The following is a 9,933-nucleotide window of genomic DNA, read 5'->3' on the forward strand; positions in this document are numbered from 1 at the left end:
GCGGGGACAGTGGTGAGGTCTGTCCATACCTCAGGATTGGCTGGCCTTTTCAGCCAATTTTTGAAAAAGAACATGAAAATTTGCCAAACTACAGTAAAATAAGAAATCGTGCCGATAATGCAAGCCGCGGTTATTTGCAACAAATTCGCAATTTGCCCTTGCGCTTTACAACTCTCTTCGGTTATCTTCGCCCGCAGCTTTGCAAGTAAGCGAGCTGTTCAGAAAAGGATACCCTGATCACACATGATCAATTCGCTTGATCACCTTACCATTTTTATCTTTGTCGTAACCTACCTCGGCATTGCCTTTGGCCGAATTCCCGGTTTGCAGATCGATCGTACCGGCATTGCGATTTTTGGGGCGATTGCGCTGATGGTCGCGGGCGCGCTCACGGTGGAACAAGCCACCTCGACAGTCGATTATTCAACGTTGTTGCTGCTCTTCGGCTTAATGATTCTTTCCGCGCAATTGCGCGTGGCCGGTTTTTATCGACTGGTGGCGAAACATGTTCTCACCTTTGCCCATCGCCCGCTCACACTTTTGATTGGGATTGTCACTTCCAGCGCCCTGCTCTCGAGCGTTTTCGCGAATGACATCGTTTGTCTCGCCTTCACGCCCGTGCTCTGCGAAGTCGCACAAACTTCAAAACGCAATCCATTGCCTTATTTAATCGCGCTGGCAACCTCGAGCAACATTGGCAGTGTCGCGACGTTGATCGGCAATCCACAAAACATGTTCATCGGCCAGGTTTCCAATCTGGAGTTTGGCCGCTACCTGCTCGTGATGACGCCGGTCACACTGCTGGGCATTGCCGCCAACGTCGGGGTTGTGCGCCTGTTTTGGCGCGATGAATTCAAAACCTCGCCGGAGGCCAGCGCGATCACGCAACTTCCGCACGAACTGGCGACCTTGAAGCCGGATTATCGCTCGATCAAAAAGACGCTGATCATCACCGGTTTGTTGTTGCTGGCTTTTTTAGCGGGCTGGCCGCGCGAGCTTTGTGCGCTGGCCGCCGCGGCGCTGTTGTTGCCCTCCCGCCGCAATCCCGCGGAAAAACTTTTTGCGCTGGTGGATTGGAATCTCATGATGCTGTTCATTGCGTTGTTTGTCATCGTCGGCGCGCTGCAAGAACGCGGCCTCATGGCGCAGGCGCTGGCGAGCTTATCGTCACGCGGATTTGCGCTCGACCAACCCGTGATCTTTGTCACGCTTTGCACGATCCTGTCGAATCTCGTCAGCAACGTGCCTGCGGTTTTGTTGATGCAGGACATTCCGCGGGACTCGCAAACGCTGTGGTATCTGCTCGCGATGGCGAGTACGTTGGCCGGCAATCTAACCTTGCTCGGCAGTATCGCAAATCTCATCGTCGCGGAGAAGGCGGCGGGCTACGGCGTACGCTTAAAATTTGGAGATTACGTCAAAATCGGCTTGCCGCTAACGCTGACTACATTGATCATCGGCACAGTCTGGGTTTTGCTGGTGACTTGAGGATTCTCGCGTAAATAATTTGCTCATATTTCAAACCGCGAATGGACGCCAATAAACGCGAATATCGAAATTGGCGAATATTCGCGTTCATTCGCGGCATCAAAGAGGAAAGAGTTCACAATGGACATCTGGCTGTGGTTGGGTTTTCTGCTGCTAGTCGCATTGATGCTGGCGCTCGATTTGGGCGTGTTCAATCGCCACGCTCATGTGATTAAAGCCAAAGAAGCGCTGCTCTGGACGGCATTTTGGATTCTGCTGGCGCTGGTTTTCAACGTTGCCATTTATTTCATGTATGAAAGCAACTGGCTGAACATCGGCAACGCAGACGGGGAATTGCTCCCGGGCGGCCAGGCCGCGCTGCAATTTTTCACGGGATATATTGTTGAGAAATCCCTCAGCCTCGACAATATCTTCGTGATTGCCGTTATCTTCTCTTATTTCAAAGTGCCGGCGATGTATCAGCATCGCGTCTTGTTTTGGGGCATCGTTGGCGCGGTAATTTTGCGCGGCGCGATGATCGTGGCGGGGACGGCCCTCATCGAACGTTTCACCTGGATGACGTACATTTTCGGCGGCTTGCTCATCGCCACCGCCGTCAAAATGATGATTACCCGCCACGAAACGCTCGAACCTGACAAAAATCCGTTGGTACGTCTGGCGCGCCGCTTCTATCCGGTGAGCAAAGATTTTGAGGGCCAGCATTTTTTCACACACCTCGAAGGGCGGCGCGCCATGACGCCGATGTTTCTGGTTCTACTCGTCATTGAAAGCACGGACGTCTTATTCGCGATCGATTCGATACCGGCGATTTTTGCGGTGACGCACGATCCTTTTCTCGTCTTTACTTCGAACATCTTCGCTATACTCGGTTTGCGCTCGCTTTATTTTGCCCTCGCCGCGATGATGGACAAGTTCCGCTATCTCAAACACAGCCTGGTTTTCGTTCTGAGTTATGTCGGCGTCAAAATGATTCTCACGCATCACCATCCCATCCCCACCACGACGTCTCTCATCGTTATAGCCAGCTTGCTGACGGTGGGCATTCTCGCCTCGATTTATGCGGGCCGCCGCGATCCCGTACCGCTCGCCTCGCCGCTGCCGCGTGAAATCACGGGCGGCGAAAAGTAAGATCACACCACACATGCGAATGCTATCGTGAACATTTTTCATCCGAAAGAACACCTTACTGAACAAGACGTGCAGGCCGGCTTGCGCGGCGTGTTGCGGGACGGCCTGACCACCCAGGCCATGCTCACCCTCACCGGCGGCGCTTTTCTGGTTGATTACGCGCTGCAATTCGAGGCTTCGAATGCCCTCATCGGTTTATTGGCCGCCATCCCGTTTCTTGCGCAACTCGTGCAGGTTCCCTCCATCTACCTCATCGAAAAATATCGCGTGCGCCGGGCGATTTGCGTGTTCGGTTCTGCTCTCGCACGGCTATTTTTGCTGGCTGTCTGCACCATTCCCTTTTTTCTGGCCGGTGCAACTGCATTGGCGGCGCTGACGGCTTGCATTCTTGGTTATGCGGTTTTCGGCGCCATTTCCGGCTGCAGTTGGAATTCCTGGATGCGCGACTTGATTCCGCAAAACCGCCTGGGCGCATTCTTCGCCAAGCGCATGGCGTTGATGGCCGGCTTCGGCATCGTGCTCAATTTGAGCGCCGGGTTCTATATCGATTGGTTCGCGGATTACTTTCACACCGCTAAAGTTTTTGGCTACTCGATATTGTTCCTGGCAGGCGCCTCTGCAGGTTTGCTCGGCGTCTATGTCATTTCCAGGATTCCCGAGCCGCGCATGCCCACCACCGAAAAACATCTGCCGTTTTCCGCCATGCTGCTGCAACCGTTCAAAGAAAAAAACTTCCGGCGATTGATCATGTTTCAAGGCGCCTGGAACTTTGCCATCAATCTGGCGGCGCCGTTTTTCACGGTGTACATGCTCACCATGCTCGGCCTGCACATGCGCGCTATCATCACCTTGCAAGTGTTGAGTCAGATTATGAATCTGCTCTTCTTTCGCATTTGGGGACGTTTGTCCGATCGCTTCAGCAACAAATCCGTGCTGAGCGTGGCCGGGCCGTTGTACATCATTTGCATTTTTGTTTTCACCTTCACCACGCTGCCGAACAAATATCTGTTGACCATGCCGCTGCTCATTGTTATTCACATTTTCATGGGAATCGCGACTGCCGGTGTGACGCTGGCCACCGGCAATATCGGTTTGAAACTTGCACCGCAGGGACAGGCGACGGCTTACTTGGCCGCGAACAGCCTGGTGAATTCCACCGCGGCCGGCATTGCACCCATTTTGGGCGGAAACTTTGTGGACGTTTTTTCGGACTATGCGCTGTCGTGGACAGTGAGATGGAAAAGTCCGGCAGGCGAGATGACATTTGAAACTCTCGATTTGCAGCATTGGGATTTCTTTTTTATACTCGCATGCCTGGTCGGTTTATATGCCATGCACCGACTTGCCAAAGTCAAAGAAGTCGGCGAGGTGGAAGAAGAAATCGTTGTACTTGAGTTGATCGCCGAAGCACGTCGCTTCATGCTGAATCTTTCCACCATTGCCGGCTTGCGTGCCGCCTTGCAGTTTCCGTTTTCTTTGCTGGGAACGAGTTTCAAAAGGCCCAATTCGCAAACCAAACCCGGGGATACATAAACCGGCTGAACGCGCGCGCTGCCGAAAAATTGCCGGGATTCTTGTCGATTTTTTCGCGGCTCAATCGTCTTGTCTGTGGAAATCCAGGCCGTCCTCCTCGAGTTTTGGTGTCAGACGCCAACGGCATGCCTTATTGCGTGAGGACGGCGACAAAAACGAATCGCATCACCAAGCAGGAGGGTGTTATGGCGCAGTTCATTTTGTTGTTGCGCAATGGAGAATTTCCGGTTTATTCTCCCGAGGAAATGCAAAAAGTTCTGGAGAAGTATCTCGCCTGGGCGGACAAGCTGAGAGCAGATGGCAGATATCGTGGCGGCGACGATCTCAAAGAAGGCGGGTGTGTCTTGTCCATGAAAAACGGGAAATTCATTGTCGACGGGCCTTACGTCGAAACCAAAGAGATTGTCGGCGGTTATTTTCTGATCGAGGCGAAAAACCTCGAAGAAGCCACGGAAATCTCAAAGGAATGCCCGCATCTCGGTTTCAGCGGCAGCATTGAAATACGCGAAATCAATCCCCATTGAATCAATGCCGGCCGCGCGCATTGCGGTGAATCATCACATTCACCGCAAGCGCCCGGACGGTGAAAGCGAGGATATATGAGTTATTTCACACCGGAGTACTTGAAATTTTTTCGCGGCCTGGCGAAGAACAACAGCAAAGCCTGGTTCGAAGCCAACCGGGAACGTTATGAAAACGAGGTCAAAAAGCCTTTTACCGTCTTTGTCGAGCAACTGATCGCGCGCATTCATGCCGAAGATACCGAGGTCAGAATCTCGGCAAAAGAGGCGATTTTCCGGATCAATCGCGACGTTCGTTTTTCCAAGGACAAAACGCCCTACAAAACGCATATGGCGGCGCTCATTTCACCCGCCGGCCGCGCCGATCATGAAACGCCCGGGTTCTATTTGCAATTCGGGGCAGACATGGTGATGCTCGCGGGCGGCGTGTATACGCCGGCAAACGAAAGTGTTTATCGCATTCGGCGGGCCATCGTGAATCATCCCAAAGAATTCCAGGCATTGCTGCGAGACAAGGACTTCAAGAAAAAATATGTGACGCTGCAGGGCGAAAAGAATAAAGTACTGCCCAGCGAATTCAAAGAAGCGGCGTTGCAGCAACCGTTGCTTGCCAACAAACAATTTTATTATGCCGCCGAGCTGGAGGCCGAAACAATTCTCAAGAAAAATTTGCCGGAATTCTTGATGCAGTATTGCCGCGCCGGCCGGGGCATGAATGCTTTTCTGAAACGCGCGCTGGGGAAATAAACCGTGATCGCCGCCAATCAAAATAGCGCCGGCGCCGTCAATGATTTAGTCGATCACTTGTTTCGCCACAAAGCCGGGCAGGTGATTTCGACGCTGACACGCATTTTCGGCTGGGAGCATCTCGATCTCGCAGAAGATGTGGTGCAGGAGACGCTGCTCAAAGCTTTGCAACAATGGCCGTTTCGCGGCGTGCCGCAAAATCCCGGCGGCTGGATTTTGCAGACCGCCAAAAACCTCGCCCTCGATGCGCTGCGGCGCGAAGCCTCCTTTCGAAATAAAAAAGAAGAGATTGCGCGGCGGCTGGAACAGGACTTGAATCTTTCCGATGAAATTGCGCCTGCCGGCTTCAAAAGCGATCAACTCGCGATGATGTTTGCATGCTGCCATCCCATTTTGCCGCGGGAGGTGCAAATTGCGTTGACGCTGAAGATTTTATGTGGTTTCAGTGTGACAGAAATTGCGCGGGCGTTTCTCACCGCTGAGGCCACGATTGCGCAACGCCTGGTGCGCGCCAAACGCAAACTGCGCGCAGAGAACATTTCACTCCGCGCTCCCGAAAACGGCGATTTGCGCCGCCGCTTGCAGGCCGTGCTGGAGGTGCTGTATCTGCTCTTCAACGAAGGCTACAACGCGCATGCCGGCGCAGCTTTGGTGCGGCAGGACTTATGCGCGGAAGCGATTCGCTTAACGGCGCTGCTGGCCGAGCATCCTGCCGGCAATCTTCCGGCAACGCATGCCCTGTTGGCGCTGATGTATTTGCAGGCCGCGCGCTTGCCCAGCCGCGTCGACGACCAAGGCAATCTCTTTTTGCTGGCGGAACAAGATCGCAGCCGCTGGGATCAGAAATTTATTCATGCGGGTTTGTATCACCTGGCGCAAGCCGGACAGGGCGAGGAGTTGACGGTGTATCACCTGCAAGCTGAAATTGCTCTGCATCACACACTCGCGCCCAGTTTTGCTCAAACGGATTGGTCACGTATTCTCGCTTTGTATGACGATTTGAGGCGGCGGGATCAGTCGCCGGTGGTTGCGCTCAATCGGGCGGTGGCGGTGGCGATGATCGCCGGCCCGCAAGCCGGTATCAAAGAGCTTGAGTGCATCAGCCGGCTGCCGGCGATGCAAACGTATCATCTTTTGCCGGCAGCGTTCGGGGAGTTTCACATGCAACTGGGTGATACACAAAAAGCAGCGGCCTGCTATGAGCAAGCTCTGACGCTCGTGGGAACGGAACCGGAGCGGCGATTTTTGCTGAATAAACTTAAATCCTGCCAAGCCGAATAAAATATCCACTCGCCAATCATTAACCCGCACAACGCTGCAAAGCACGATTAGTGATCATTTGATTTAACCGCAGGTTTGATGTCGATCACGGGAGTGCCATCGATGGCCTCGATTGCGCCAATATGCAAACGGTTTCGCTTTATCTCCAAAACCTTCACGCGATGAAGCCCCACCGGGTTGGGGCGATCGGGTGAGCGCGTCAAGAATACTCCTGTCAAAGGATTGGCAACATCTCCTCTGGGATGAACCTTCAGAACCTCCCGGTGCGCGCGATGGAGCCAGGTGATGACAATGATGTCATCGCCGGCTTGCATGCGATGCAAACCTTCTGCATACGCCGGCAAGATCTCCAGAAAAGCGTTGGGAGCGCCTTGGGTATAAAACAATGGCGCTTCTCTTCGGCTTTTAATTTCTGATCGAATGATTCCAATCGGCGTAATTGAAAACCTCTTCACCTGATCCTCCTCATTTAAAACGTTTGAATTCCAATGCAATAATGCACGAGAATTCGAAAACCGGCCATCTTCATTTTTTATGCAGCTCGACTCTTAATCTGACGATTGCCTGGCCGCGTTATCCTCGTACGCGCGCCATGATTTGAGTTTAAATCCACCATACCGCGGTGATTGAACGATAACATTGTTGATGAGAATGGCAACATATAAAAAATCTCGCGACACAGTCAGTGCTTCCGGTTCACAACATTCCATTTTAGCCTTGCGCCGGGAGTTGCGCGAGCTGCATTTTTATAAACTTTTTTGACGATTTTCAGCTCTTCCTACCAGTCTTGACATTCATCGTTTTTTTGAGTATTTACGTCACGTCCTAAAATAATGCAACCAAAGCTTCTCGAAAAATTATTCTCTTTGGCAATTCAACCTCATCATCACTTGCCCAACAGAAGGAGATGGAGATGTCCGACAAAAAATTGGTGAATTACTCCACCGACAACGGCCTGGCCATTATCGAATTGACTGATCCACCGGCCAACACTTATACTTATGAAATGATGCGGCAACTCGATACCGCCATTCTCGAGGCGCGCATGGACGACAGCGTGCACGTGATCGTGCTCAAGGGCGCAGGCGAAAAATTTTTCTGCGCCGGCGCGAACATTCGCATGCTGCAAGAGGTGACGCCGCGCTTCAAATACTTCTTCTGTTTGCACGCCAACGAGACCCTGACCCGCCTTGAACAAACGCCCAAACTCGTGATCGCGACGTTGAACGGCCACTGCGTCGGCGGCGGTTTAGAAATTGCGATGGCGGCGGACATTCGCATCGCCAAAAAGGGCGCAGGCAAGATCGGCTTGCCGGAAGTAACACTCGGCGTATTGCCCGGCACCGGCGGCACGCAGCGTCTGGCGCGCCTGGTGGGCAAAGCGCGCGCGATCGAGTTGATGACTACGGGCCGCACGTTCGAATTCGAAGAAGCGGAGCAGATGGGGCTGGTGAATTATGTTTATCCGGCGGAAGGCTTCTGGGAAAAAGCGGTGGAATACGCGCGCCAATTCCTGCCGCCGAATAAAGCGAGCAAGGCCGTCGGGTTGATCAAGCGTTCTGTGCAATCCGGCCTGGAAGTGCCGTTCAGCGAGAGCCTGGCCATCGAACGCGAATTGCAACAACAGCTCTTCCAAAGCGAAGACGCGAAAGAGGGCTTGACGGCGTACAATGAGAAGAGAAAGCCGAATTTTGCAGGCAAATAACCAACGGCAAACAACCCGACTCCTAAAATTTCAAGACATCTGTATTTCTATTCAGTATTTTCTTCCTAAGACATAGGCTCTTTTTATCATTTTTGATTCTTCTTCACATGCTCACCAAACTCTTCATCAACGGCAACTGGGAAGACGCGCTTAGCGGCAAAACCTTCCCCACCATCAATCCGGCAACAACGGAAGTCATTGCACACATTGCAGAAGGCGGCGCGGAAGACGTCGATCGCGCCGTGCAAGCCGCACGCGCCGCGCTCGACGGCCCGTGGGGCAAGATGAATGCGGCGGAGCGCGCTAAAATTATTTGGAAGATGGGCGAGCGCATCATGGCGCGCGCCGACGAGCTGGCCAAACTCGAAACCATGGATAACGGCAAAACCATCACGGAATCCAGCCGCATCGATGTGCCGTATTCCGCGGATTTGTATTTCTACTATGCCGGCGCCGCCACGAAACTGGAAGGCCATACCATTCCCGTCAACGGACCGTATTTCTGCTACACCCTGCGCGAGCCGCTGGGTGTCGTCGGCCTGATCGTGCCGTGGAATTTTCCACTGCTGCTTGCCTCGCGCAAAGTCGCCGCGGCGTTGGCAGCGGGCAATACCGTGATTTTGAAACCTGCGGCGCAAACGCCCTTGACGGCGATTGCGCTTGCGGAAATCGGTATGGAAGCGGGCCTGCCGCCCGGCGTTTTGAATGTCGTGCCCGGTCACGGCGCCACCGCAGGCGCGGCATTGGTCAAACATCCCGGCGTGGATGGCATCGCCTTGACCGGTGGCACAGCAACCGGACAGCAATTGATGCGCGACGCATCGAACACAGTCAAGAAACTTCATCTCGAGCTTGGCGGTAAATCTCCCAATATCGTATTTGCCGATGCCGATCTCGAAGCCGCTGCGAAAATGGCGCTCATGGGAATCTTTTATAACAAGGGCGAAGTATGCACCGCAGGTTCACGCTTGCTGGTGGAGAAATCGATCTATGACAATTTCATCGAGAAAGTCATCGAGCGCGCAAAAAAAATGCAGCCCGGCGATCCCATGGATCCCAAGGCGCGGCTCGGTCCACTCGTCTCCGCGGCGCAATTGGAGAACGTGAAAAAGTATGTTGCGCTCGGCGAGCAAGAAGGCGCCCGCCTGCTGGTCGGCGGCCGCCAGCCTGATTCCGCGCCGGGCAAAGGTTACTTCTTCCAGCCTACGATATTTGATCAGGTGCAACCGGATTCGACCATTGCGCAGGAGGAAATTTTCGGCCCCGTGCTCGCGACTTTGACGTTTCAAGACGGTGATGAATTGTTGAAGATTGCCAATGGCACGATGTACGGCCTAGCTGCCGCGATCTGGACGAAGGATATCAAGAAAGCGCATCGTTTCGCCAAAGCGATCAAAGCCGGGACGGTATGGATCAACACCTACAACAATTATGATGCGGCCATGCCCTACGGTGGTTACAAAATGAGCGGCTTCGGCGTGGAGAGCGGCATGGCGGCATTCGAGTTCTATTCACTAAGCAAAAGCGTGT

Annotated in this window: 9 protein-coding genes; 8 read left to right on the plus strand and 1 reads right to left on the minus strand. The window is 53.4% G+C overall.

Annotated features, from left to right (window positions below; genetic code table 11):
- Positions 1-243 precede the first annotated feature (243 nt).
- The 6 genes from FBQ85_20280 to FBQ85_20305 all read left to right on the plus strand — a co-directional run bounded on the left by FBQ85_20280 (position 244) and on the right by FBQ85_20305 (position 6,698).
- Positions 244-1,488, plus strand: a complete 1,245-nt coding sequence (locus FBQ85_20280; protein ID MDL1877474.1) for an anion transporter — start codon at positions 244-246, stop codon at positions 1,486-1,488.
- 120 nt (positions 1,489-1,608) lie between these two features.
- On the plus strand, positions 1,609-2,616 hold the full coding sequence (locus FBQ85_20285) for a TerC family protein (GenBank protein ID MDL1877475.1): 1,008 nt from the start codon (positions 1,609-1,611) through the stop codon (positions 2,614-2,616).
- Positions 2,617-2,736: 120 nt separating this feature from the next.
- Positions 2,737-4,149, plus strand: coding sequence for an MFS transporter (locus tag FBQ85_20290; GenBank protein MDL1877476.1), 1,413 nt, complete (start codon positions 2,737-2,739; stop codon positions 4,147-4,149).
- Between the two features lie 185 nt (positions 4,150-4,334).
- Complete coding sequence (locus FBQ85_20295) at positions 4,335-4,673, plus strand: hypothetical protein (protein MDL1877477.1); 339 nt, start codon at positions 4,335-4,337, stop codon at positions 4,671-4,673.
- A 75-nt stretch (positions 4,674-4,748) separates the two neighbouring features.
- Entirely contained in the window at positions 4,749-5,417 is a 669-nt protein-coding gene (locus tag FBQ85_20300) for a DUF2461 domain-containing protein (protein MDL1877478.1), read from the plus strand.
- A gap of 3 nt (positions 5,418-5,420) precedes the next feature.
- Positions 5,421-6,698 carry a sigma-70 family RNA polymerase sigma factor gene (locus FBQ85_20305; protein MDL1877479.1) on the plus strand — a complete coding sequence of 426 codons (1,278 nt, stop codon included), beginning with the start codon at positions 5,421-5,423 and terminating at the stop codon, positions 6,696-6,698.
- A 47-nt stretch (positions 6,699-6,745) separates the two neighbouring features.
- Here the strand turns inward: FBQ85_20305 and tsaA are convergent, their stop codons facing one another.
- Positions 6,746-7,153, minus strand: coding sequence for a tRNA (N6-threonylcarbamoyladenosine(37)-N6)-methyltransferase TrmO (tsaA, locus tag FBQ85_20310; protein ID MDL1877480.1), 408 nt, complete (start codon positions 7,151-7,153; stop codon positions 6,746-6,748).
- 458 nt (positions 7,154-7,611) lie between these two features.
- Here tsaA and FBQ85_20315 point away from each other — a divergent pair, with 458 nt between their 5' ends.
- Both FBQ85_20315 and FBQ85_20320 read left to right on the plus strand, forming a co-directional pair.
- A complete protein-coding gene (locus FBQ85_20315) occupies positions 7,612-8,403 on the plus strand; it encodes an enoyl-CoA hydratase/isomerase family protein (GenBank protein ID MDL1877481.1) in 792 nt (263 codons plus the stop codon).
- A gap of 107 nt (positions 8,404-8,510) precedes the next feature.
- Positions 8,511-9,933, plus strand: a 1,423-nt coding sequence (locus FBQ85_20320; GenBank protein ID MDL1877482.1) for an aldehyde dehydrogenase family protein, incomplete at its 3' end; no start/stop codon positions are given.

The organism is Cytophagia bacterium CHB2, from assembly GCA_030263535.1.
Classification (GTDB): domain Bacteria; phylum Zhuqueibacterota; class Zhuqueibacteria; order Zhuqueibacterales; family Zhuqueibacteraceae; genus Coneutiohabitans.